The organism is Citrobacter sp. (assembly GCF_050252275.1).
Classification (GTDB): Bacteria; Pseudomonadota; Gammaproteobacteria; order Enterobacterales; family Enterobacteriaceae; genus Citrobacter_A; species Citrobacter_A amalonaticus.
Genome location: NZ_JBFWLF010000015.1, coordinates 1 through 22,118, shown reverse-complemented (window position 1 = coordinate 22,118; position 22,118 = coordinate 1). Strand labels below are relative to the sequence as shown.

Annotated in this window: 19 protein-coding genes and 1 pseudogene; 7 read left to right on the top strand and 13 right to left on the bottom strand. The window is 55.9% G+C overall.

The window, feature by feature from the left end; translation table 11 throughout:
* Nucleotides 1–16: 16 nt before the first annotated feature.
* From AB7E14_RS02510 to AB7E14_RS02500, 3 genes and pseudogenes are all read right to left on the bottom strand, one after another.
* Nucleotides 17–673, bottom strand: a pseudogene (locus AB7E14_RS02510) (GntR family transcriptional regulator); the annotation flags it as partial.
* Between the two features lie 236 nt (nucleotides 674–909).
* Entirely contained in the window at nucleotides 910–1,947 is a 1,038-nt protein-coding gene (locus AB7E14_RS02505) for an NADP-dependent oxidoreductase (RefSeq protein WP_044327435.1), read from the bottom strand.
* 57 nt (nucleotides 1,948–2,004) lie between these two features.
* The gene (locus AB7E14_RS02500) at nucleotides 2,005–2,580 is read right to left on the bottom strand and encodes a helix-turn-helix domain-containing protein (RefSeq protein WP_316961672.1); all 576 of its coding nucleotides are present in this window, start codon (nucleotides 2,578–2,580) and stop codon (nucleotides 2,005–2,007) included.
* A 37-nt stretch (nucleotides 2,581–2,617) separates the two neighbouring features.
* Here AB7E14_RS02500 and AB7E14_RS02495 point away from each other — a divergent pair, with 37 nt between their 5' ends.
* Both AB7E14_RS02495 and AB7E14_RS02490 read left to right on the top strand, forming a co-directional pair.
* On the top strand, nucleotides 2,618–3,136 hold the full coding sequence (locus AB7E14_RS02495) for a GNAT family N-acetyltransferase (RefSeq protein WP_316961673.1): 519 nt from the start codon (nucleotides 2,618–2,620) through the stop codon (nucleotides 3,134–3,136).
* Nucleotides 3,133–3,582: a DMT family transporter gene (locus tag AB7E14_RS02490; protein WP_043000656.1), complete on the top strand. Its 450-nt coding sequence runs from the start codon at nucleotides 3,133–3,135 to the stop codon at nucleotides 3,580–3,582. Before AB7E14_RS02495 ends, AB7E14_RS02490 begins: the two co-directional genes overlap by 4 nt.
* 90 nt (nucleotides 3,583–3,672) lie before the next feature.
* On the opposite strand, the gene AB7E14_RS02485 is transcribed toward AB7E14_RS02490, so the two are convergent.
* Together AB7E14_RS02485 and AB7E14_RS02480 are read right to left on the bottom strand one after the other, a co-directional pair.
* Nucleotides 3,673–3,906, bottom strand: coding sequence for a YdcY family protein (locus AB7E14_RS02485; protein ID WP_428169308.1), 234 nt, complete (start codon nucleotides 3,904–3,906; stop codon nucleotides 3,673–3,675).
* 9 nt (nucleotides 3,907–3,915) lie between these two features.
* A complete protein-coding gene (locus tag AB7E14_RS02480; protein WP_058588088.1) occupies nucleotides 3,916–5,514 on the bottom strand; it encodes an ABC transporter substrate-binding protein in 1,599 nt (532 codons plus the stop codon).
* 259 nt (nucleotides 5,515–5,773) lie between these two features.
* Here AB7E14_RS02480 and AB7E14_RS02475 point away from each other — a divergent pair, with 259 nt between their 5' ends.
* Genes AB7E14_RS02475 through AB7E14_RS02465 form a run of 3 tightly spaced genes read left to right on the top strand, consistent with a single transcriptional unit; the run spans nucleotide 5,774 to nucleotide 12,208 of the window.
* Nucleotides 5,774–7,075, top strand: a complete 1,302-nt coding sequence (locus tag AB7E14_RS02475; RefSeq protein ID WP_316961674.1) for an SrfA family protein — start codon at nucleotides 5,774–5,776, stop codon at nucleotides 7,073–7,075.
* Between the two features lie 4 nt (nucleotides 7,076–7,079).
* Nucleotides 7,080–10,061, top strand: coding sequence for a virulence factor SrfB (locus AB7E14_RS02470; RefSeq protein ID WP_044327431.1), 2,982 nt, complete (start codon nucleotides 7,080–7,082; stop codon nucleotides 10,059–10,061).
* Nucleotides 10,058–12,208, top strand: a complete 2,151-nt coding sequence (locus AB7E14_RS02465) for a virulence factor SrfC family protein (RefSeq protein WP_316961675.1) — start codon at nucleotides 10,058–10,060, stop codon at nucleotides 12,206–12,208. Before AB7E14_RS02470 ends, AB7E14_RS02465 begins: the two co-directional genes overlap by 4 nt.
* A gap of 34 nt (nucleotides 12,209–12,242) precedes the next feature.
* On the opposite strand, the gene ortT is transcribed toward AB7E14_RS02465, so the two are convergent.
* Entirely contained in the window at nucleotides 12,243–12,416 is a 174-nt protein-coding gene (ortT, locus tag AB7E14_RS02460) for an orphan toxin OrtT (protein WP_042318948.1), read from the bottom strand.
* 193 nt (nucleotides 12,417–12,609) lie between these two features.
* Here ortT and yncL point away from each other — a divergent pair, with 193 nt between their 5' ends.
* The gene (gene yncL / locus AB7E14_RS02455) at nucleotides 12,610–12,705 is read left to right on the top strand and encodes a stress response membrane protein YncL (RefSeq protein ID WP_071887673.1); all 96 of its coding nucleotides are present in this window, start codon (nucleotides 12,610–12,612) and stop codon (nucleotides 12,703–12,705) included.
* Nucleotides 12,706–12,801: 96 nt separating this feature from the next.
* Here yncL and patD read toward each other — a convergent pair whose 3' ends face one another.
* The 7 genes from patD to AB7E14_RS02420 form a co-directional block, all read right to left on the bottom strand.
* On the bottom strand, nucleotides 12,802–14,226 hold the full coding sequence (gene patD, locus AB7E14_RS02450) for an aminobutyraldehyde dehydrogenase (protein WP_058588092.1): 1,425 nt from the start codon (nucleotides 14,224–14,226) through the stop codon (nucleotides 12,802–12,804).
* A 21-nt stretch (nucleotides 14,227–14,247) separates the two neighbouring features.
* Nucleotides 14,248–15,054: an ABC transporter permease gene (locus tag AB7E14_RS02445; protein WP_043000649.1), complete on the bottom strand. Its 807-nt coding sequence runs from the start codon at nucleotides 15,052–15,054 to the stop codon at nucleotides 14,248–14,250.
* Complete coding sequence (locus tag AB7E14_RS02440; protein ID WP_316961676.1) at nucleotides 15,044–15,988, bottom strand: ABC transporter permease; 945 nt, start codon at nucleotides 15,986–15,988, stop codon at nucleotides 15,044–15,046. Before AB7E14_RS02440 ends, AB7E14_RS02445 begins: the two co-directional genes overlap by 11 nt.
* Complete coding sequence (locus AB7E14_RS02435) at nucleotides 15,989–17,002, bottom strand: ABC transporter ATP-binding protein (protein WP_316961677.1); 1,014 nt, start codon at nucleotides 17,000–17,002, stop codon at nucleotides 15,989–15,991.
* A gap of 17 nt (nucleotides 17,003–17,019) precedes the next feature.
* Nucleotides 17,020–18,165: a putative ABC transporter substrate-binding protein YdcS gene (gene ydcS, locus AB7E14_RS02430; protein WP_090050444.1), complete on the bottom strand. Its 1,146-nt coding sequence runs from the start codon at nucleotides 18,163–18,165 to the stop codon at nucleotides 17,020–17,022.
* 324 nt (nucleotides 18,166–18,489) lie between these two features.
* The gene (locus AB7E14_RS02425) at nucleotides 18,490–19,899 is read right to left on the bottom strand and encodes a PLP-dependent aminotransferase family protein (protein WP_043000645.1); all 1,410 of its coding nucleotides are present in this window, start codon (nucleotides 19,897–19,899) and stop codon (nucleotides 18,490–18,492) included.
* Between the two features lie 87 nt (nucleotides 19,900–19,986).
* The gene (locus tag AB7E14_RS02420; protein ID WP_044257883.1) at nucleotides 19,987–20,409 is read right to left on the bottom strand and encodes a type II toxin-antitoxin system HicB family antitoxin; all 423 of its coding nucleotides are present in this window, start codon (nucleotides 20,407–20,409) and stop codon (nucleotides 19,987–19,989) included.
* Nucleotides 20,410–20,630: 221 nt separating this feature from the next.
* On the opposite strand from AB7E14_RS02420, the gene AB7E14_RS02415 reads away from it, so the two are divergent.
* On the top strand, nucleotides 20,631–22,034 hold the full coding sequence (locus tag AB7E14_RS02415; RefSeq protein WP_043000644.1) for a cytochrome ubiquinol oxidase subunit I: 1,404 nt from the start codon (nucleotides 20,631–20,633) through the stop codon (nucleotides 22,032–22,034).
* The last annotated feature ends 84 nt before the right edge of the window (nucleotides 22,035–22,118 follow it).

Here is a 22,118-nt window from a genome sequence, read left to right as displayed (position 1 = left end):
AGCCAGACTTAATATGGTACTGTTGTTTAATTATCGCTACATTTTTATTGATAAGGTCAATTAAACAATGACGGCTGGCGTCTTTATTTCCCGCCGCCATCGCATTCAGTAATTCCTGATAATGCCCGACGTTGTGTTGATAAGCGTCATGCTTCGCCCTGTCATAGAGAAAATGCAGACTTGGCCCCATGCGTACCCAAAGCTGTTCGATCATTTCGACCAGGGTGGGCATATTCGCAAACTGATAGATTTTGAAGCGCAGCGCCCGGTTTGCCAGCAGGCGATCCTCGACCGTACCGCTCTCGTGGGCCAGCTGATAGTCCGCCAGAAGCGCTTGCAGAATCTCCATCCGCTCCGCCGTCACCTCGCCCGTCGCCGTCATTACCGCCATGCCTTCAAGCTCGCAGCGGATATGTATGATTTCGCTAAACCGCGTCATTGTAATATCCGGAACCATAAAGGCTTGTGCAGGCGCGATAGCCAATGCGTTTGCGGAGACCAGGCGTAATAGCGCTTCCCGAACCGGGGTGATACTGATCCCCAGCGCCTGCGCGATATTTTTAGTGATTAGCCTGGTGCCAGGACGTAATGCGCCAATGCTTAATTTGTCTTTTAGCCCTCTTTCAACTTGCGTGGTCAAACTTATATGTTGCGTTTTTTCCATACCAGGCATTCTGTTTCTTCACCTCATAACATAGCCAATCGCAATTAAGCTAAATCGCCTAATTGATATAAATATCGCCTGGTTTAAAAAATGTGAAACGTAATGAATAGCAATTTACCCGCGTTTTATTAACAGCGCCGACAGATTATTCGTCGATTACGCGGTGATATATACCCTAAATAATTAAAGCTGGAATTTAAAAATTTGCCCATTTTTTTATGGCGGCTCTCGCCGCCAGGTATGGTTTACGCGTCGTCGGCGAGGCGTATCACCACTTTACCAAAGTTTTTACCGGTCAACAGGCCGATAAAAGTTTGCGGCGCGTTCTCCAGTCCGTCGGTAACCTGCTCGCGATAGTGGATTTTCCCCTCTTTCACCCAGCGTCCCATCTCCTGCTGGAATTCGTGAAGACGATGTCCGTAATCCTGACCGATGATAAAGCCCTGCATACGGATCCGTTTCTTCAGCAGGGTCGCCATCAGCAGCGGCAGTCTGTCAGGCCCAGCCGGTAAGTTTGTCGCGTTATAACCGCTGACCAGACCACAAAGAGGAATTCGCGCCGAGGTGTTCAGTAACGGCAGCACGGCATCAAACACTTTCCCGCCCACGTTTTCGTAGTAGACATCAATGCCTTGCGGGCAGGCTTTTGCCAGTTGTTCAGCAAAATCGCTGGCATGATGATCCAGACAGAGATCGAAGCCCAGCACCTCGGTAGCATGACGGCATTTTTCCGCTCCGCCAGCCACGCCCACCACGCGACAGCCCTTCAGTTTCCCAATTTGTCCAACCGTGGCGCCGACAGGCCCCGTGGCGGCCGCAACGACCAGCGTCTCGCCCGCTTTTGGCTGGCCGATGTCCAGTAATCCCATATAGGCGGTGAATCCAGGCATCCCCAGCACGCCGAGCGCCCACGACGGATTTTCAGGATTGTCTCCAAGCTTCACCAGTCCCGTGCCGTCGGAAATATCGTAATCCTGCCAGCCGCTGTAACTCAGCACCCATTCACCCGGTTTATAGTCGGGGTGATTTGACGCCACCACACGACTGACGGTGCCGCCCACCATCACCCCGCCAATCTCCACCGGCGGCGAGTATGACGGCTCATCGCTCATGCGCCCACGCATATACGGATCGAGCGACAGATAAACAGTGCGCAGTAAAACCTGGCCTTCACCAGGGGTGGCGACATCGTCCTCTTCCAGACGGAAATTCTCTGCCACCGGTGCGCCATGGGGTCGGGATGCTAATACCCAGCGACGGTTACGGTGTGTTTGTTGAGCCATGATGTTCTCCTCTGCTTTTAGCATGAATCCATCAATAGTAGCAGGCCGCGGCGGTCATTAACTCCCGGCCTGGTTTAAGCGCACAACGAGGTAAACACAGGGTTGCGTTGTCTCATTGATAAAACGACAGTCATTCGGCGGCCCCAGTTCCAGGCAGTCACCCGCCTTCATCTCGTGGCGCGTGTCACCTTCCATAAACACCAGTTCGCCCTGCTGCAGCCAGATCAGTTGCCGGGCCTGAACATACGATGAGGCAGGCATCGGGATATCGCTGCCCGCCGGCAATTCAATTTGCACCAGATCGATCGGCAAATCGCTGCGCGGCGACACATGGCGGCGCAGATAGTGGCTTTGCGGGTCGCGCCAGACGGGCTGATCGTCGAAACGGGACAGTTTGCCCTCCTGCATTTCAGCACGGGCAATCAGCGTGGACATACTGATGCCAAACGCCCCGGAGAGCCTGCCAAGCAGCGTCGCCGTTGGACTGCTTTCACCGCGTTCAATTTTGTGGATCATCGCGCGCGACACACCCGCCCGTTCAGCCAGATCGGTTAGCGACCAACTGCGGGATTCACGTTCAAGGCGAATTCTTGCGCTGATCCGTTGATTTATGCTGTCTTCAATAGTATTCATATCGTAATACTATAGTGTACAACCCCTGAGGTTCAACATGTCTATTCGATTCGCCAGCAAAGAGGACTGCGCCGCCATCGCAGAGATCTATAACCATGCGGTGCTGCACACGGCGGCCATCTGGAACGACCAGACGGTCGATACCGATAACCGCATCGCTTGGTATGAGGCACGACAGGCGCTGGGTTATCCGGTACTGGTGAGCGTGGAAGGTGACGTTGTCACGGGATATGCCTCCTTTGGGGACTGGCGTAACTTTGATGGCTTCCGCCATACCGTCGAACATTCGGTTTATGTCCATCCTGATCATCAGGGAAAAGGGCTGGGACGCCAGTTACTGAGCCGGTTAATCGAAGAAGCTCGCCGCTGTGGTAAGCATGTGATGGTTGCCGGTATCGAATCGCAAAACCACACCTCATTGCATTTACATGAAACGCTCGGGTTTAACGCCACAGCGCAGATGCCGCAGGTAGGCACCAAATTTGGCCGCTGGCTGGATCTGACCTTTATGCAGTTGCAGCTTGACGATCGCCACGAACCGGACGCGCACGGATGAACCAGTCGCTCACCCTCACCTTTCTGATCGCCGCTGGCATCGGCCTGGTGGTGCAAAACACTCTGATGGTGCGGATTACGCAGACCTCATCGACCATCCTGATCGCCATGTTGCTGAACTCGCTGGTCGGAATTGTGCTGTTTGTCAGCATTCTGTGGTTCAAACAGGGAATGGCGGGATTTGGTGAACTGGCCGCCAGCGTGCGCTGGTGGACGCTGATTCCGGGTCTGCTGGGCTCGTTTTTCGTTTTCGCCAGCATTAGCGGCTATCAGCATGTGGGGGCTGCGACCACGATTGCGGTGCTGGTCGCCAGCCAGCTCATTGGCGGTCTCGTACTGGATATTTTGCGCAGTCACGGCGTCCCGCTAAGAGCCTTGATCGGCCCGGTCTGCGGCGCAGTGATGCTGGTGGTCGGCGCCTGGCTGGTGGCGAGACGCCAGTTTTAATGCCTGATGGCGCTACGCTTATCAGGCCTACACATATCCATCGCCATAGGCCAAGTCAGCGCAGCGTCATCCGGCACTACAGAGACTCAATCAAAGGATCGAGCCGCCTATCGTGAGTAGTTCGCGACGCGCTTCCATATCTTCCTTATGCTGACGACCGTGATGCGCAATTGCGGTTCTTAGCCGCTGCTGCTGCGTGTAGCGATCGTCACGGCTTAACTGCGCATCATCGCTCAGGGCTATCAGCAGTTCATTCATATGGGTAATGACGCCCTCATCAATAGCGGCATCGACACGGGCGCTGACCTCATCCAGGTGCGACATAAAAACTCCTTAATTCAGTTTTGCTTTCGAAAAATCACTGCCCATCAGGCTGACGCTATAACCGGTCACATTGCTGCGCGTGGCGTAGAACGTTTTGCCATTTGCCAGCGCAATCCACGGCGCCTGCTGATAATAGATCTCTTGCGCCTGCTGGTAGAGTTTCACACGCTCTTCCGGCTTGCTGACCCGCTTCGCTTTCAGGACCAGTGAATCATACTCCTTATCACACCAGCGCGCGGCATTCGATCCGGTTTTGATGCTGTTGCAACCCAGCAACACATCGGCAAAGTTGTCCGGGTCACCGTTATCCGACATCCAGCCAAACAGCGCGCTGTCATGTTCGCCTTTACGCATCCCGGAAAGGTATTCGCCCCACTCGTAAGAGACAATCTTCGCCTTCACGCCCACTTTTGCCCAGTCGCTTTGAATCATCTCGGCAATGCGTCGCGAGTTGGGGTTATACGGTCGCTGCACCGGCATCGACCAGAGGGTGACTTCAAACCCATTTTCCTGCCCGGCCTGTTTCAGCAGTTCTTTCGCTTTTTCCGGGTCGTATGCGTAATCCTTCAGTTCCGGGTTAAAACCCATCATGTTCGGCGGGATCGGGGATTTTGCCACTTTCGCCGAATCGAGGAAAACGGCCTTCACAATCGCCTGTTTATCGGTGGCGTAGTTCAGCGCCTGACGCACCAGCACGTTATCAAACGGCTTTTTCTCGGTGTTGAAGGCCAGATAACCGACGTTGAGCGCCTCAACGGCATGCAGCGTCAGGTCTTTATTCTTTTGGATTTCGTCGAACTGTACTGGCGATGGCGCCGGGATAATCTGACATTCGTTGGTTTGCAGTTTCGCCATTCGCGTCTGCACGTTTGGCGTGATGGAGAAGATCAGATGCTTTGTCGGCACCTCTCCGTCCCAGTAATTCGGATTTGCCAGATAGCGAATTTGCGAATCCTGCTTGTACTGCTGGAGCACGTACGGCCCGGTACCAATCGGCCAGTTATCGACGTTTTCCGGTGTCCCTTTTTTCAGCATCGCGTCGGCGTATTCCGCCGAGAGGATCGAGGCAAAATCCATGCCCCAGTCGGCAAGAAACGCCGCATTTGGCTCGCTCAGCACAAACTGTACATGGTAATCATCGACCTTTTTCACCTCTTTAATCAGCTTATCGAAACCGACGTCGTTGAAATACTCATAGCTGCCCTGCGACACATTGTGGTACGGATGCGTGGCCTCTTTCTGGCGTAATACTGAGAAAATGACGTCATCGGCGTTGAAGTCGCGGGTCGGCTTGAAGAACTTGTTGCTGTTGAACTTCACGCCCTGACGCAGCGTAAAGGTGTAGGTTTTGCCATCCTCAGAAATGGTCCAGTCCGTGGCCAGCGACGGTACCGGCGTGTTTTTTACCGGGTCAAAATTGATCAGCCGGTTGTAGAGCACCTGCGAACTGGCGACAAACGACGGGCCAGAGCTGGCAATTTGCGGATTAAAGGATTCTGGCGAGGCTTCCGAGCAATAAACAATCGTGTCGTTATTTGCCGCAAACGCGGCTCCGATCGGTAGCACCGCACTGAGCGCCAGTGCGAGCAGCGTTTTCCCTGTGGACATGATATGAACCTTCATCGTTATTATTGAGGGGGTTATAGGAGCATAGATTAAGAAAACTGAAAAATAACAAATCCGTCTCAGGTTATGCGAATCCGCGCATTTTTGTTGGATCTTTCGCCACAGAATTTCCGTTAAGGCTTTTCGAAAACGTCAACGCCTCTATGCCCAGAAAATTCACCCCTTTTTGCCTCTCTTCCACCGTTTGCCTGAGCCACGAATCCGTAAAGTAGATGCGTGAAAAAGTCTTAGGGACCTTATCGTGGCAAAAACACTCTTGCGCAGCGGCAATCTGGATGATTATCAGGCCGTCGGCGGTGGCGGCCAGGCCGTCTTTGATTCAGCACTACAAATTCGTGAAACGCTCCGTCTGCGTAAACAGCAGGCGATGGTAGATTGTCTTGCCATTCCACAAGTCAACGACAGCGGCGATCGGGTTGACTGGTATTCCCCCCTTGAAGGCGTAGCCGTCGCGTGGAAAGCCGCCGATGAAGAGGCTCGCCTTCGCGCCCTGCGCTACCTTTCCGCGACGCTGGAAAGCGCTGCATCGCTGAGCCGCAAAAGCCTGCAGTCCGGGAAGACGTCACTGCAACTGTTTGGTTCGCTGCTGGAAAAGGCCGTCCAGTTTCCTGGTGAGAATCACGTTTTTCTGGTAGATGGCAAGCCGGTCATCACCTTTTGGGGATTTATCAATCTCAATGAGAACATCCGTGAGGAGGTACTGGAATGCCTGCGTATCCAGGAAGAACCCGAACCGGAAATTCACATTGAACCAGAACCTGTCGAAGAGCCCGCGCCTGAAGTGACATTTGCACAGGCGGATGAACCGCTGCTCACTACGCCGATCGTGCCGGTCAGCGAGCCTGACCCCGTGATTGCACCGCAGCCGGTTCCCGCGATCGCGGAAGAAAAGGTGATGCCTGTTGCGGTTAAACCGTCACGTCGCCTGCCGCTCTGGAGTCTGCCCGTCGCCGCAGTGATCGTTGCCGCCATTGCCGCCCCGCTGCTGTGGAAAGCGCAGGCCCCCGCCATTGCGACGGAAGTGGTCAATGCGCCGCAACCGGAAATGGCACCGCTGCCAACGCTCACCGTCGCGCTACCGCTGCACCAGGCAGAGGTCATTGCACCAGTGAAAAAAGAGAAACCTGCCGATGAGCAGGTGGTGATTGCCGCGATCCCGAAAGACGCGCTGGTGATGGATGCGAATCAGATGAAGGCTGGTACTACGCGCTTTCTCAACGGTAACTGGCGCGTCATGGTGGACGTGAAAGATCCCGTCACCGGTAAAGCGCCGTCTCTGCGTTACCAGATCCAGAACAATAAAGGCACGGCGCGCGTGGTTCACGGCGATAACATCGTCTGCCGCGCGGACCTCTTCTCAGGGCTGCATCAGAGCGGGGAATTAATGATTAAGAGTCGCGGCAATGCGCGCTGCACCGACGGTTCACGTTATCCAATGCCGGAAATCACCTGCAAAGCCGGGACTCATGATGTCGCCGTTTGTACCGCCCGCTTTGATGCGAAAACCGCGATCCCGTTGACGTTCAAGAAGACAGGGGCCTGATTTTATGCTGGTGAATTTGTGTGATTACAAACAGAGCGTCACGCTCATCGCAAACAGCGGCGTGCAGTTTCTCGATTTCGGGCTGACGCCGCAGGAATCCGCGCATCATGGTCGCTTCGTGCGTAAAACGGCCAACGGTCCCCTGCTGCGTCTGGATTACGACCTGGCGAATGGTCGCTATACCCTGCCTGCGCGACCGGGCTCGCAGCCGGAAGTGGTAAAACCGGAAAGTACGCAAACGCTGCATTATTCCCTGGAGGTTCTCGACGGCATCTGGCTGCCGCTGCCGTTCCTGCGTTTTAATCCGCCGCGCACCTTCGTTGAAGGGCCAGACAACTGGGCGCGCGTTCAGGTACGTAAGCTTGCCGAACCCGACAGCGCGGGCAACACCCATCGTGTGACGCTCGCGCTCGATAGCCAGCTGAGCGAGAATGCCCCCGCCTCGCTTGCGCCCGGCGAAAACGATCTGCTGAACGGCACCCGTTTTGCCCTCGCCTGGCGCGATGATGAGATCGCCGATTTTCTCGATCAGACCTGGATTGATGGCTGGCTACGCGAGGCGTTCCTCAACCACGTCAGCCAGCAGGAAAACCGGACTGAGCAGGCCATCAGCCTGGCGCTGCGTAACTTTGAGTATCAGGCGCACTGGCTGAACCTGCTGACGCTGCTGGGTGAACAGCTCGCCGTACCGGAAGTCAAACTGGTGACCCACACTCTCAGTACCCCGGCGATCCCGGTTGATTTGATTCTGGATGTCGGTAACACCCATACCTGCGGCGTCTTGATTGAAGATCACGGCGACGCCAATGACGGGCTGCGCCAGACGGCGGAACTGCAGGTCCGTTCGCTCAGCGAACCGCAGTATCTCAACGATCCGCTGTTCACCAGTCGTCTTGAATTTTCAGAAGCCCGCTTTGGTAAACAGCATTTCTCGGTAGAAAGCGGCCGTGAAGATGCGTTCATCTGGCCGTCGATTGTGCGGGTCGGTGACGAAGCGCGCAAGCTGGCGATGCAGCGTACGGGGACGGACGGTAACAGCGGCATTTCCAGTCCGCGCCGCTATCTGTGGGATGAAACGCCGGTACTGCATGACTGGCGTTTCAGCCAGATGAACAGCAAAACCCAGCGCGAACCGCTTGCCACCGCTTTTCCGCTGATGAACCTGATGAACGACGATGGACAGCCGCTCTATTCGCTGCCGCAGGATGACCGTCTGCCGGTGTTTTCGCCTCAGTACAGCCGCAGTACGCTGATGACCCACATGCTGTGTGAGATCCTCGCCCAGGCGCTGGGACAAATTAACAGTGTCGCAACCCGACTGCGTCTGGGTTTCCCGGCGTCCCCACGTCAGTTACGCTCATTGATCCTCACACTCCCTTCGGCGATGCCGAAACAGGAGCGTGAGATCTTCCGTCTGCGCATGTTTGAAGCGATAGCGATTGTCTGGAAAGCGATGGGCTGGCACCCGCAGGATGAAGATTTCAGCACCCGCAAGCAGCAGGAAAAAAGCGTGGTTCCGGTGCCAGAAATTCAGATGGAGTGGGACGAGGCCAGCTGTGGCCAACTGGTCTGGCTGTATAACGAAGCCATTTCCCATTACGCCGGACGCAGCGAAGCATTCTTCAACACCCTTGCCCGCCCGGATCGCCTGCCTGAACCTGGCGAAACGAAAGGCCGGGCGCTGCGCGTGGCCTCGATTGATATCGGCGGCGGCACCACCGATATGGCGATTGTTCACTATCAACTGGACGACGGCGTCGGCGCCAATGTGAAAATCACGCCGCATCTGCTGTTCCGCGAAGGTTTTAAGGTCGCGGGCGACGACATGCTGCTGGACGTGATCCAGAAATGCATTTTACCGGCCTTGCAAACCCGGCTGCAGCAGGCGGGAGTGACGGATGCCGCCGCCCTGCTCGCCACGCTGTTTGGCGATTCCGGACGCATCGACACCCAGGCCGTTTTGCGACAACAAACGGCGCTTCAGCTCTTTATGCCGCTCGGTCACGCGGTCCTTTCTGCGTGGGAGAAGAGCGACATTAACGATCCGCTGGCCGGACTGCACGCTACCTTTGGCGATCTGCTGAACCATCGTCCGACCCGCAACGTGCTCAATTACATTCAGCAGGCGATTGATCACGCGCTGCCGTCGGGCTCGCCGACGTTTGATCTCTTTAGCGTCCCGTTACAGGTGCAGTTCAGCCAGTTACAGGAGGCGATGCTGGCAGGTCAGTTTACCCTGACGTCCCCACTGCATGCGGTCTGCGAAGCCATTTCGCATTATTGTTGTGATGTTCTGCTGGTCACCGGCAGACCGACCTGTATCCCGGCGGTTCAGGCGCTGATCCGCCATCTGCAGCCGGTTCCGGTCAACCGCATGGTGTGGATGGATAACTACCGCGTCCATGAATGGTATCCGTTCAGCCAACAGGGACGCATCGGCAATCCGAAATCCACCGCCGCAGTCGGCGCGATGCTGTGCAGCCTGGCGCTGGATCTGCGACTGCCGCGCTTTAACTTTAAAGCCGCTGATATTGGCGCCTACTCGACCGTGCGTTACCTCGGCGTCCTCGACAATACGGTGAATACGTTGCGTGAGGAAAACGTCTGGTATCAGGATATCGATCTTGATAAACCCGGCGCGAAGCTCGACACCCGCGTGCACTTCCCGCTCCGCGGTAACGTTACGCTCGGTTTTCGCCAACTGGCGAACAGTCGTTGGCCCGCGACGCCGCTGTATACGCTGAGCATTAACTCCGCCGATCTGGCAAAGAATATCGCTGGTGACGGCGTGTTAAACGTGCGTCTGCAACTGCGCGGCGGCAACAAAGAGACCGGCCCCGAGTCGTTTGTGCTGAGCGATGCGTGGTTACAGGACGGCACACCGGTGGCGGCGAATGCCCTGACTTTAAAACTGAATACCCTGGCTGACCGCCGACACAGCGGCAGCCATTACTGGATTGACAGCGGGAGCGTGTACCTGAAATGAGCAAGATGTTGAATACCACTCAGGCCGCGATCGCGTGGGTTAACCGTACCCGACAGCATGCCGTCACGCTGGATGACGAAGCGGATGCGCTACTGGCCCAACTCAACCGCGCAGCCGCCACCGAATCCGCGCTCAATGCCGCCCGACACGATCGCGCCAGCATTGGACTTTACGGCTACTCGCAGGCGGCAAAAGCCCATCTCCTTGCCGCGCTGTGCAGCAGCGGCAACGGTAAGGTCAATGTCATGACCCCGGACCGCAGCTTTGACTATTTCAGTCATCTCAACCCCGGACACGCGCCAACTAATATGGCGCTGCGCTTTACACGGCAAAAAAATCTGCCGGATGACGAGTGGCCGTTACGCTTGCGGCTGGTTACGGAAGCAGAACTGGTGCAGATCTTCATCACCCAGGCCTGCGCGCAGTCAGCGTACCGGCAGGTGGAAAAAGCGATTATCGAATCGCGTATTGAAAAGTGGCAGTCGCTGCGTCAGTTGCACCCGGTTCAGGGCGTGACGGCGCAGGAAGTCGCGACCATTGCCCGCTTCTGGCAGCGCTGTATCCCCGCCTCACAACAGCAAATTGATGACGCGCTGTGGCACCAGTTTGCCCTGCTGCTGCCGACGGTCGATCTCTCAACCCGTGCCAGCGCCTGGTCGTTGCTGTGGGGTGAACAGCCAGAACTGACGCAGCAGTGGCTGCAACTGGCGCAGGTCCTCCAGCAGACGGGTCATGCCGGCGAAGTCGCCGCGCCGCTGAGCCTGTTGGTCGATCAGTTTGGCTTACCGTCTGAAAATTTTATCACCCAGGAATTTCTGGCCTCGCAGGAGGCGCAAAGCGATGTGGTTGTCCATCCGATCGTGGATGAGAAATTACTTAACGCCGTCAGCCTGGCTCAGGCATCGCTGGCTCTGCTGACCCGCGAGATGGTACTGAGCGTCGAAGAGTGCGTACTCGATAACGTCGATCTGCTGGATATTCCGCTTGCGCCGCTCAGTCACCCGCAGCCGCTCTGGCAGGCCAAACTCGGCTGGTTGTTGGAGCATTACCGCCAGCAGTTACAGCCCGATGTGCTGGTCATCTGTAACGCCACCGCCACCCGCACACAAACGCCGTCTACGGCCAGAACACTGCTCAACTGGGTGCACGATACACAGCCGACGCGCGAGACCGCGTTGCCCGGCGTGGTGTGGGCCATTACGCCGCAAGATGCGCGCTTTACAACACAACAGAATCTTGATGAAGCGGTGCAGCATCTGATGGGAAAACCAGGCCAACACTGGGGCACCCTACAGGCGCTGGACAAACACAGTCTGCTGCGCCTGATCGAGTGGCTGTCGCAAGCCACTTCAGCCCCGCAGCGTCAGGCACGCCTGGAGGCGCTGAGCGAACAGCATCAGCAGCGCGTTCGTGAACTGATGTTTGCGCAACCTGCTGAAGCGCTCAGTGCGGAAGCGGTGGTTCGCCAGCTACAGCAACAGGCGGCACATCACGGCGATCTGCTTGATGGTTTGTTACCAGCGGTTCAACAGTTTGAAACCCTGCTCCGCATTCAGCAACCGCGTGAAGAGCAGGTCAGCGGTTTATTCAATGAGACCATTGACCTTTTCGCCGAAGTCCGTGATACGCCGCAGCCGTCAGAGAACAAGGAGACAGGCTATCAGGCGCACCGCCTGTGGCTCAACCATATTCGCCAGTGGAGTCGCGATGACAGTCAGGCGCAGCGTTTAGGGTTGACGCCCGCTGCGCTGCGTCAGGTCGTCGACATCCTGGCGATCGCCAGCTATCGCCTGCAACTGCCGCAGCAACTGCAACAAATATTGCAGCGTGAAGAAGTTTGCGGCGCTCAGTTGCACGCCTGCATCGCCAACTTTATTGCCTGGATTGGCTATGCCGAAGTGGCAGAAACAGAGCGACCCGCCAGCCGAATCGCTAAAGGAACGGCAATTTTCAGCGCGGTCAAACGCCAGCCGATGGCGCGTCTGACGCATCTGGAAGAACAGCCGGTGCACGCCGCCAGCCGCTATGTTTATGACTGGCTGGTTGCGCTGTATACCCGGGCAACGGAAAACAAGGGATATCAGCATCCGCAGGAAGTGACTGAAGCCGACCGAAAGGCGCTAAACGCGCTGCTGGCAACGCTTTGAGCGTTCCGCCGGAATGGATGCCGGCGACGTCTGCTCAAAACAATGAAAACAACAGTGCCACCGGGAAACTCATGGGCCAGGTGGCCCCGACCAGAAAGGCGCTCAGAAAGCGGATGCGTTTTTTATCGTGCGAGAGAAACCAGGTGATCAGAAAGGCAATCGCAGCCATCACCGCATAGAACATCAACATTTTTTGGTACAAAGACATTTACGGGCATCCGGCCAGAAGAATAAATCGCGCGCAATATGCTCCATTTTTTGACATACATCAAGTTTTATCCCCTTCGGTCAAACCATTTGCCATTTTTTATGACCGCTTACGTTAAGTCCCTGGTTCGTACTATTGCGGATCACAGGATGCCGGACTATACACAAAGGGGCACTAACGCAAGGTGGCAAATATGAATGTATCCAGTAGAACCGTAGTGTTAATAAATCTCTTTGCTGCTGTGGGTCTTTTTGCTCTTATCTCATTGAGATTTGGCTGGTTTATGTAATTTTTGAGAGCTTGCGGCGCAGACAGGCAGAGAGAATATTTCTCTCTGCCTTCGAGTGATCATCTTCCCACGCCACCTTTCGGGCGTAAATTACCCTTAATGTTTAACCATTACGTGGCGGATCACGGTGTAATCCTCCAGCCCATAAAGTGACATATCTTTGCCATAACCGGACAGTTTCTGCCCGCCGTGCGGCATTTCGCTCACCAGCATGAAATGGGTGTTAACCCACGTACAACCGTACTGCAGACGCGCGCTGACCCGGTGAGCGCGTCCGACGTCGCGCGTCCAGACCGACGACGCGAGGCCATATTGCGAATCATTGGCCCACTCCAGCACCTGCTCTTCATCCTCGAAGATGGTCACACTGACCACCGGACCAAACACTTCTCGCTGGACAATTGCATCTTCCTGTTTAGCCCCTGCCAGCAGCGTCGGGGCAAAGTAATAGCCAGGCCCCTCTACTTTTTTTCCACCGGTGACCACGTTGATATGTCCCAGCGCTTTGGCCTCCTCAACAGCTTTAGTGACGCGCTCCAGATGCGCCAGTGAACTCAGCGGCCCCAGCTCGGTCGATTCCTCCTCCGGTGCGCCGGTTTTCAGGCTGGCTACGGCAGCCCCCAGTTTCTCCACCAGCGCGTCGTAAATACCCTTCTGCGCGTAGAGGCGACAGGCGGCGGTACAGTCCTGACCGGCATTGTAAAAGCCGAAGGTGCGCACACCTTCCACCACCGCATCCACATCGGCATCATCAAACACAATCACCGGCGCTTTACCGCCCAGTTCCATATGCGTGCGCTTAATCGACGGCGCAGTATGGCTGATAATGTGCTCACCGGTCGCGATGGAGCCGGTTAACGAGACCATACGCACCTTCTTGTGCCCGGTCAGCGGATCGCCAACCGTTTTGCCTCTGCCAAACAGCACATTGAGCACACCCGGCGGGAAGATATCTTTGGCATATTCCGCCAGCTTCAGCGCGGTCAGCGGCGTGATTTCCGAAGGTTTGATCACCACGCAATTACCGGCAGCCAGCGCGGGGGCCAGTTTCCATGCCGCCATCATCAGCGGATAGTTCCACGGCGCAATGGAGGCCACCACGCCAACCGGGTCGCGGCGAATCATCGAGGTATGGCCCTCCAGATATTCCCCCGCCGCCAGACCGTTCAGACAGCGGGCGGCACCGGCGAAAAAGCGAAACACATCGACAATCGCCGGGATCTCATCATTGAGCGCACAATGCAGCGGTTTACCACAGTTGCGCGATTCCAGTTCAGCAAACTCATGCGCATTTTGCTCAATAACATCCGCCAGCTTCAGCAGCAGTTCACTGCGCACTTTCGGGGTTGTCTGTCCCCATTCGCTAAACGCACGATCGGCGGCGAGGACGGCCGCATCCACCTGAGCGGGAGACGCTTCTGCAATTTCCAGCAGCACCTCGCCGGTGGCAGGGTTATAGACGGGCTGCTTTTCACCTTCACCCTTGACCAGCTCGCCGTTAATCAGTAATTGATGTTGCATAGCATTTTCCCATATCGTTGTTTATTGACCATTTCCGGCGACGCTGTCGCCTTCACGCGTGAGCCACCACGCCCCCAGAATCGGAATGGTTGTGACCAGCATAACCAGCAGTGCCACGACGTTTGTCACCGGTACGTCACGCGGTCGCCCTAACTGATTGAGCAACCACAGCGGCAGCGTCCGTTCATGACCGGCAGTAAAGGTCGTGACGATGATTTCATCGAATGACAGCGCGAACGCCAGCATTCCCCCCGCCAGCAACGCCGAACCCAGATTCGGCAGCACGACATAGCGGAAGGTTTGCCAGCCATTCGCGCCAAGATCCATAGAAGCCTCTACCAGACTCCATGAAGTACGACGAAAGCGGGCTATCACGTTGTTAAATACCACCACCACGCAGAACGTCGCGTGACCGACCACAATGGTGAAAAAACCCGGATCGAGATTGACCGTCTTAAACGCGGTCAGTAGCGCCAGACCGGTGACAATCCCCGGTAAGGCGATCGGTAACAGCAGCAACAGCGAGATGGCGTTTTTGCCGAAGAAATCACGCCGCCAGAGCGCCGCCGCTGCCAGTGTGCCAAGCACCAACGCAATCGCCGTCGATAACGCGGCGATTTTTAGTGACAACGTCACGGCATCCAGAATATCGCTCCGCTGTGCCGCAACGCTAAACCAGCGCAGCGTCAGTCCCTGCGGGGGAAAGCTAAAGGCCGCGTCCTCGCTATTAAACGCATAGGCGGCGATGATCAGAATGGGAAAGTGCAGGAAAACAACCCCGCCCCAGGCCGCCAGTTTGAGGAAAAACGGTGCGCGCTCAGAGTGCATCAAACGCTCCCAGACGTTTCACGAACGCCAGATAAAGGGCTATCAACACGATCGGTACCAGCGTAAACGCCGCCGCCATTGGCATGTTGCCAATCGCCCCCTGCTGCGAATAGACCATGTTGCCGATGAAATACCCCGGCGGTCCCACCAACTGCGGCACGATGAAATCGCCCAGCGTCAAGGAAAAGGTGAAGATCGAACCGGCGGCAATTCCGGGGATCGCCAGCGGCAGAACCACATAACGGAAGGTCTGTCGTGGACGCGCGCCCAAATCGGCAGACGCCTGTAACAGCGACGGCGGCAACCGCTCCAGCGCGGCCTGAACCGGCAGGATCATGAACGGCAGCCAGATGTAGACGAACACCATAAAGCGCCCTAATCCCGACGTTGAGAGCGTGTTTCCTCCCACGGCTGGCAGCGTCAGCAGACTGGTCAGTAAAGGTTCTAAACCAAGATGGTTCAGAAACCATTGCGCCACGCCATCTTTTGCCAGCAGCAGCGTCCAGGCATAGGCTTTGACGATATAACTCGCCCACATCGGCAGCATGACCGCGATATAGAAAAATGCTTTCATCTTGCCGCGGGTATAGCGCGCCATGTACCACGCCATCGGAAACGCCAGAATCGCACTGGATATCGTCACCGCGATCGCCATCGTCAGCGTGCGTAAAATGATGTCGTAATTGGCGGGATTAAACAGCGCACGAAGATTGGCAAGCGTCAGGTCCGGCGTCACCGACATGGTGAAGTCGTCAAAGGTGTAAAATCCCTGCCACAGCAGCGTCAGTAGCGAGCCGAAGTAGACAATACCAAACCACATCAGCGGACCAAGCAACAGCAAAAACAGTCCCAACCCGGGATAACGCCAGAAAAAACCGGTGAGTTTACTCAAGCCACCTGGCCGTGAAGGCGTGGAGAGCACGTTCATTGCCATTCACCTCTCCTCGACCAGCGGTACCATGACCTCGCGCGGCCAGGAGACCATCGCCGGCTGACCGGGCGCAAGCGTGGTCGCAAAGGGTTCTCCCGTCTGATTAGCCTGACTGACCAGCAGCTTTTCACCGCCGGAAAGCTTTAGCTCAAAACGGGTGGCGGCGCCCTGATACTGCACCGCCTGAATCACCCCCTGCGCCTGAATCTCGCCAGGAACATTGAGCCGGATATGTTCCGGGCGCAGCGAGAAGCTGCCCGTCATCCCGCATACCTTCGAGGCCATCGCCGGATCAAAGACGTTCGATGTCCCGACGAAGCCCGCAACAAACGGCGTGCGCGGTCGCATGTATAACTCACGCGGTGAATCCACCTGTTCAATACGCCCGTTGTTAAATACCGCCACACGATCGGACATCGACAGCGCTTCGCCCTGATCGTGCGTGACGAAGATAAACGTGATCCCCAGCGACTGCTGGAGTTTTTTCAACTCCAGTTGCATCTGCTCGCGCAGTTTCAGATCCAGCGCACCGAGCGGTTCATCCAGCAACAGCACACGCGGTTCGTTGACCAACGCTCGGGCGATCGCCACCCGTTGACGCTGACCGCCGGAAAGCTGTGACGGCTTGCGCTCAAAGACGAACCCCAGCGCCACCTTCTCCAGCGCCTCGCGAGCCTGGGCATGACGCTGTTTTTTATCAATGCCTTTGACCATCAGCCCATAGGCGACATTGTCGAGAATCGACATGTGCGGAAACAACGCATAGTCCTGGAACACGGTGTTCACATCCCGCTCCCAGGGCGGCAAATCGCTGGCAGGCTTGCCAAAGATAGTAATCGATCCGCCCGAAAGCTGCTCAAAACCGGCAATCAGGCGCAGGCAGGTGGTTTTGCCGGAGCCAGATGGCCCCAGCATAGAGAAAAATTCCCCGTCTTTAATCGCAATACTGACGCCATCGACCGCCCGCACGTCACCATACAGGCGCGAGACGTTGTCAAACTCCACTGCGTACGTCATAAATCACCCCAGTGACGTTAACGACCGCCCATGATGGCGATGTAATCCTGCGTCCAGCGACTGTACGGCACGAATTTACCGCCTTCAGCAACAGGCGTTTTCCAGAAGGCGATTTTGTCAAAATAGCGGTAACCATTGGTTTCGCAGCCTTTATCGCCCAGCAACGTGCTGGCTTTACAGCCTTCGGTGACCACCGGCAGCGATCCAAACCAGGCGGCTACATCACCCTGAACTTTTGGCGTCAGCGACCAGTTCATCCACTTATAGGCGCAAACCGGGTGTTTGGCTTCACTGTGCAACATGGTGGTATCAGCCCAACCGGTGACGCCCTCTTTCGGGAACACTGTGCCAATGTGTTGTCCTTCACCTTTCAGCGCGTTCGCCTGATACGGCCAGGCGCTCGAGGCCACGACGCCCTCATTTTTGAAATCGCTCATTTGCACCGTGGTGTCGTGCCAGTAGCGGTGAATCAACGGTTGTTGTGCGCGCAGCACTTTCAGCACCGCCTGGTATTGTTCTTCGGTGAGTTGATACGGGTCCGAGATCCCCAGTTGTGGCTGGGTGGCTTTCACGAACAGCGCCGCATCGGCAATGTAAATAGGTCCGTCATAGGCCTGAACGCGGCCTTTGTTGGTTTTTCCGTCCGGGAGGTTTTGTTCGACGAACACCACGCTCCAGCTATCTGGTGGCGTCGGGAAGGTTTGCGTGTTGTACATCAGCAGGTTCGGCCCCCACTGATACGGCGTACCGTAGACTTTGCCCGCCACGTTAAACCAGTCGCCTTTGACCACGCGAGGATCGACGTTTTTCCAGTTCGGGATGAGCGCCGTATTGATCGGCTGCACGCGTTTCCCCATGATCAGACGCAGCGAAGCATCACCTGAGGCCGTGACCAGATCGTAGCCCCCTTTCGCCATCAGGCTGACCATCTCATCCGATGTCGCCGCCGTTTTGACGTTAACCGCACAGCCGGTCTCTTTTTCGAATTGTGTTACCCAGTCGTACTGTTTATCGGTCTGACCGCGTTCGATATAACCCGGCCAGGCGATAATATCCAGGCGACCTTCAGTCTGACCTAACGTGGTGGGGGGTTCGGCGGCGTGCGCGGTCATCAGCGTCATACTGAGCGCGCACAGGCTGCTGCGGGCAAATTTCTTGCTCATAAGATCTTACTCCTGTCGCAAAATATTGAGCGGCAGCCTTGCCGTAAATATATGTCCTTTCCTAAAAGTAGTCGGCGCGCCGTCAGCGCACCTCCCGGCATGAGGAAATTTAATCAGGTTGTGACATAACGCGCATTACGCCCCGGACTGCGGCGTTGTGTGGCTATCTTCTGGAGTATAGACAAGGGGTTAGCTGACGAGGAGGAAAAACAAAAGCTATTGATATTTCCTATGATGGTCTACGGGAAATAACGTCGTACGGTTTTTGCTGATATTTTCTAAATAAGAACGCGCCATTCTTTTATATTGAATCGCGCGCACGTTTTATTTCATCTGCGCGCGAATGAGTTGCCCCAGTTGTTTTACCGCGGCCTCTTCACGTTCCCCCCAACCCCATGCGGTATTGAAGCGGAAAAAGCGTTTCCAGGTGTCTGAGGTCGAGAACATTTTTCCAGGCGCGATGCTGATGTGGTGGGCCAACGCCTGTGCGGTCAGTTCGCCCGCATCCAGTGATTCCGGCAGTTCCAGCCAGAGAAAATAGCCGCTGTTGTTGTGATGTATTTTCACTTCGGCGGGGAGATGGCGCAGCAGCGTTTGCCAGGCCTGTTGTTTACGTTCTGCCAGTTGACGACGCAGGCGGCGCAGATGGGCGTCATAACGGCGCGTTGAGAGATAATCGACCAGCGCCAGTTGCATCGGGGAACTGGTGGAAAGTGTGCTCATCAGTTGTAAACGCTGGATTTGGCGGGCGTGTTTTCCTGCGGCGACCCAACCGATGCGAAAACCCGGTACCAGACACTTGGAGAATGACGAACAATGCAGCACCTTGTCGGCCCGATCCCACGCTTTGGCCGGTAGCGGTTTCTCCCGGCCAAAATAGAGTTCGCTGTAAACGTCATCTTCAATCAACATCACATTATGACGATCGAGTATCTCAACCAGACGCGCTTTTTTCTCCGGACTGAGGGTAAAGCCAAGCGGGTTCTGGCTGTTGGTCATCAGCCAGCATGCTTTAACCGGATACGCCTGCAACGCCTGCTCCAGCGCCGCGAGATCGATCCCCTCCTTCACGTCAGTGGCAACCGACAGCGCTTTAAGCCGCAGTCGTTCCAGCGCCTGTAACGCGCCATAAAAACAGGGGTTTTCGACAATCACCCAGTCACCGGGTTTAGTCACCGCTTGCAGGCTCAGGTTGAGCGCCTCCAGCGCCCCGGCGGTGATGACGATTTCATCCGGCGAGACGGTAATGCCCTGTAAGGCGTAGCGACGGGCAATGGCGTGGCGTAGTTCCGCGTTACCCGGCGGCAGATTCTCAATTACGCTCATCGCGGTTGCTGTTCTGCTCACCTGTGCCAGAGAACGGTTCAGTTGCTGGAGGGGAAATAAACGCGGATCGGGAAATGCAGAAGCAAACGGCATCACCGACGCATCCCGGCTGGCCTGTAGCATCTCGAAAATATAAGTGTTGATATCCACCGCTTCGTCGCGCATCACCTGGGCCGGTTGCACCGTTGGCTGGTGAACCGGGCGCGGCGCGACATAATAACCAGACTGCGGGCGCGCAATGATCCGCCCCTGACTTTCCAGCAGCTGATAGGCATGCCCGACGGTCATAAAGCTCATCCCGCTGCTGACCACCTGCTCACGCAGCGACGGCAGGCGATCGCCAGGTTGCCAGACCCCAGAGGCAATCTGTTCGCAGAGTTGTTCAGCCAGACGCTGGTACTTTTTCATTGTTATTCACTCGTGGATCCGTGGCAGGTGATCCTTGCAGTGTATATCAGTGAATTAAATACTCAACATCCTAAGAACTGTTATGGTTTACGACAGCGTAAGCGACAGTTCTTTGCCGAGCGCGCGCGCCGCCGTCTGCACCGCATCAATTTTTGTTGCGTGTCGTAAGTCGAACAGGCGGGTAATTTCCTGTTTCGGTCTGCCAATGCGTTTCGCCAGCTCTTGCTGGCTGATTTTTGACGCCAGGAAAGCGTTGAGCAAAAGGACTTTTGACGCGACGCTGAGCGGGACCTCAACAAAGTCGTCACCTTCCTTCACCGGCGAAGGTAACGGGACAGACTGACTATCTTCGAAATAGAATTCAAAAGCGGTGACTAACGCTTCCAGAGCGGTATCAAGGGATTGCTGGCGGGTCTCACCCTGGGTGAGCGCTTCCGGAATATCCGGAAACGAAACCACATAGCCACCTTCTGGCGCAGGAACGAGACGAACGGGAAAGTAAACATTTATGCTTACTTTTCTCGCCTGATAAAAGGAAAATACAGAAAAATGCCCGTCGTGTAGAGCCGCTCGTATCAATTCGGGAAGGCAGATTCCAGAATTTATATCAACAGATGCAATTTGTAACATTCACGCAACTGTTATGGTTAAATAGAACCGTTCTGTTTCTGCCACTGAAACCCTTCCCGGCCTAGAATTGCGCTGAATCAATTTTTAGTGCGGAGCAATGCATGTCTGGTCTTGATGCGTTTCATCTGGCAAGGATCCAGTTCGCCTTTACGGTTTCCTTCCACATTATTTTTCCGGCGATCACCATTGGTCTTGCCAGCTATCTTGCGGTGCTGGAAGGTCTTTGGCTGAAAAGCAAAAATCCTGTCTGGCGCTCGCTATATCAGTTCTGGTCAAAAATTTTCGCCGTTAACTTTGGCATGGGCGTGGTGTCTGGCCTGGTGATGGCCTATCAGTTTGGCACCAACTGGAGCGGGTTTTCCGAGTTCGCTGGCAGTATCACTGGGCCATTACTGACCTATGAGGTGCTCACCGCCTTCTTCCTCGAAGCCGGGTTCCTCGGTGTGATGCTGTTTGGCTGGAACAAGGTTGGCCCCGGATTACACTTTTTCTCCACCTGTATGGTCGCTCTGGGCACGATTATTTCCACCTTCTGGATCCTCGCCTCCAACAGCTGGATGCAGACGCCGCAGGGCTATGAGATTGTCAACGGCCAGGTCGTGCCGGTGGATTGGTTCGCCGTCATTTTCAACCCGTCGTTCCCTTATCGCTTATTGCATATGTCGGTGGCGGCGTTTCTCAGTAGCGCGTTATTTATTGGGGCCTCTGCGGCCTGGCATTTACTGCGTGGCAACGCGACGCCCGCTATTCGCGCCATGTTTTCGATGGCGCTGTGGATGACGCTGATTGTCGCACCGTTACAGGCGCTCATTGGCGACATGCACGGTCTGAATACCCTCAAACACCAGCCAGCCAAAATTGCCGCCATTGAAGGCCACTGGGAAAATCCGCCAGGAGAACCGACGCCGCTGCTGCTGTTCGGCTGGCCGGATATGGAACAGGAACGAACCCGCTATGGTCTGGCGATCCCGGCGCTGGGTAGCCTGATCCTGACTCACAGCCTGGATAAACAGGTCCCGGCGCTTAAAGAGTTTGCGAAAGAGGATCGCCCCAATTCGACGATGGTCTTCTGGTCGTTTCGTATTATGGCGGGGCTGGGTATGCTCATGATCCTGCTAGGTGTTTGCGCTCTGTGGTTACGCTACCGGCAGCGTCTTTATACGTCGCGACCGTTTCTGCGCTTCGCCTTATGGATGGGACCGTCAGGATTGATAGCCATTCTGGCCGGCTGGGTCACGACGGAGGTGGGCCGCCAGCCGTGGGTCGTCTACGGGTTGCAACGCACGGCGGATGCGGTCTCCGCTCACGGCGACCTGCACATGAGTATTTCTCTGCTGGCGTTCTTTGTCGTCTATAGCGCCGTCTTCGGCGTGGGCTACAGTTACATGATCCGCCTCATCCGCAAAGGACCGCTGGACACGATTTCCCCGACGCCGCCTACCGGCACGCCTGCCAGACCACTGTCTGCTGCCGTCCTCGATTCTCAACATGAGGCACACCGCTAATGGGTATTGATTTATCGGTAATCTGGTTCGTTATCATCGTTTTCGCCACGCTGATGTACATCGTGATGGATGGATTCGATTTGG

Excerpts from the sequence above, each read along its gene's own strand:
- AB7E14_RS02505 (WP_044327435.1), bottom strand. The coding sequence starts at position 1,947 with ATGGCTCAACAAACACACCGTAACCGTCGCTGGGTATTAGCATCCCGA.
- AB7E14_RS02500 (WP_316961672.1), bottom strand. The coding sequence starts at position 2,580 with ATGAATACTATTGAAGACAGCATAAATCAACGGATCAGCGCAAGAATT.
- AB7E14_RS02495 (WP_316961673.1), top strand. The coding sequence starts at position 2,618 with ATGTCTATTCGATTCGCCAGCAAAGAGGACTGCGCCGCCATCGCAGAG.
- AB7E14_RS02490 (WP_043000656.1), top strand. The coding sequence starts at position 3,133 with ATGAACCAGTCGCTCACCCTCACCTTTCTGATCGCCGCTGGCATCGGC.
- AB7E14_RS02485 (WP_428169308.1), bottom strand. The coding sequence starts at position 3,906 with ATGTCGCACCTGGATGAGGTCAGCGCCCGTGTCGATGCCGCTATTGAT.
- AB7E14_RS02480 (WP_058588088.1), bottom strand. The coding sequence starts at position 5,514 with ATGTCCACAGGGAAAACGCTGCTCGCACTGGCGCTCAGTGCGGTGCTA.
- AB7E14_RS02470 (WP_044327431.1), top strand. The coding sequence starts at position 7,080 with ATGCTGGTGAATTTGTGTGATTACAAACAGAGCGTCACGCTCATCGCA.
- AB7E14_RS02465 (WP_316961675.1), top strand. The coding sequence starts at position 10,058 with ATGAGCAAGATGTTGAATACCACTCAGGCCGCGATCGCGTGGGTTAAC.
- ortT (WP_042318948.1), bottom strand. The coding sequence starts at position 12,416 with ATGTCTTTGTACCAAAAAATGTTGATGTTCTATGCGGTGATGGCTGCG.
- yncL (WP_071887673.1), top strand. The coding sequence starts at position 12,610 with ATGAATGTATCCAGTAGAACCGTAGTGTTAATAAATCTCTTTGCTGCT.
- patD (WP_058588092.1), bottom strand. The coding sequence starts at position 14,226 with ATGCAACATCAATTACTGATTAACGGCGAGCTGGTCAAGGGTGAAGGT.
- AB7E14_RS02445 (WP_043000649.1), bottom strand. The coding sequence starts at position 15,054 with ATGCACTCTGAGCGCGCACCGTTTTTCCTCAAACTGGCGGCCTGGGGC.
- AB7E14_RS02440 (WP_316961676.1), bottom strand. The coding sequence starts at position 15,988 with ATGGCAATGAACGTGCTCTCCACGCCTTCACGGCCAGGTGGCTTGAGT.
- AB7E14_RS02435 (WP_316961677.1), bottom strand. The coding sequence starts at position 17,002 with ATGACGTACGCAGTGGAGTTTGACAACGTCTCGCGCCTGTATGGTGAC.
- ydcS (WP_090050444.1), bottom strand. The coding sequence starts at position 18,165 with ATGAGCAAGAAATTTGCCCGCAGCAGCCTGTGCGCGCTCAGTATGACG.
- AB7E14_RS02425 (WP_043000645.1), bottom strand. The coding sequence starts at position 19,899 with ATGAAAAAGTACCAGCGTCTGGCTGAACAACTCTGCGAACAGATTGCC.
- AB7E14_RS02415 (WP_043000644.1), top strand. The coding sequence starts at position 20,631 with ATGTCTGGTCTTGATGCGTTTCATCTGGCAAGGATCCAGTTCGCCTTT.